Annotated in this window: 1 protein-coding gene; it reads right to left on the bottom strand. The window is 67.3% G+C overall.

The genetic code is table 11. The features are described from left to right. A partial coding sequence (locus EN824_RS34855; protein WP_135933248.1) for an efflux RND transporter permease subunit occupies positions 1–281 on the bottom strand: 281 nt, incomplete at both ends.

The raw sequence follows: 281 nt of genomic DNA, 5'->3' as shown, positions 1-281 counted from the left end.
GTGCGCGCCGGCCTGGTTGGCGACGTGCTGCCGGCGCGCACGGTGATGGTCGGGATGCGGTCACGCCGCCACACCGTCGGCTGCTCCAGATCGTAGCGGAAATTGGCAACCGCCGCGAGCGGGATAGCCTCGCCATTGCCCGTCGGCAGCTGGATGTTCTGCAGCGTCTCGATCGAGCCGCGCTCGGCCCCGCGCGAACGGGCCACGACATTGATCAGGTAGGTCGCGTCACGCACCTGGGTGCTCGGAATTATGCCCTGGCCAACACTGGTCAAATCGAG

Origin of the sequence: Mesorhizobium sp. M8A.F.Ca.ET.181.01.1.1, from assembly GCF_004792025.1 — a bacterium.
In the GTDB taxonomy this organism is placed as follows: Bacteria; Pseudomonadota; Alphaproteobacteria; order Rhizobiales; family Rhizobiaceae; genus Mesorhizobium.
Note: the sequence above shows the minus strand (reverse complement) of the source record. Positions and strands in the feature narration are given on the sequence as shown.